The organism is Microtetraspora sp. NBRC 16547 (assembly GCF_030268965.1).
Taxonomy (GTDB): domain Bacteria; phylum Actinomycetota; class Actinomycetes; order Streptosporangiales; family Streptosporangiaceae; genus Microtetraspora.
Genome location: NZ_BSSE01000094.1, coordinates 1 through 467, shown reverse-complemented (window position 1 = coordinate 467; position 467 = coordinate 1). Strand labels below are relative to the sequence as shown.

Below are 467 nucleotides of genomic sequence, written 5' to 3'. Positions count from 1 at the left end.
TCGCCGACACCTTCGACGGGATGGGCCGCGTCAGCGGCCTGCTGGATCCTGAGCTGAAGATGCAGCTCAAAACGTGGCTGGAGCCGTTGGCCGTCAAGACCGGCAGCGCCGACACCCGTAGCCACGCTCGCCGGATGGCCGACGCCCTGGCCATCCGCCTCTCGGAGGGCGGACGCCGCACGGTTATGCATGTGTCGGTTACCGAGCAGACTCTGACCGGTGAGTCCGATCAGCCCGCCCATCTGGAGGATGGCACCTCGATCCCGGCTGCTGACGCCCGCCGGATGGCCTACAGCGCCGAGTTGCGCCGGGTGTTGCGTGACGCGCGGGGGATCGTCAGCGACTTCGGTCGTTCCCGCCGTCTGGCTTCGGCCGACCAGCGGGAGGCGATCATCGCCAAGTACGGCACCTGCTGCCGTGAGGGGTGTGACGTTCCCGCCTATCTGACGGAGATCGACCACATCGAG

The 467-nt window shown here is 67.7% G+C and carries 1 protein-coding gene; it reads left to right on the top strand.

Features of this window, described 5'->3' with window-relative positions:
• Positions 1 to 20: 20 nt before the first annotated feature.
• On the top strand, positions 21 to 467 hold a 447-nt coding region (locus tag QSK17_RS35750; RefSeq protein ID WP_285711135.1), incomplete at its 3' end, for a DUF222 domain-containing protein.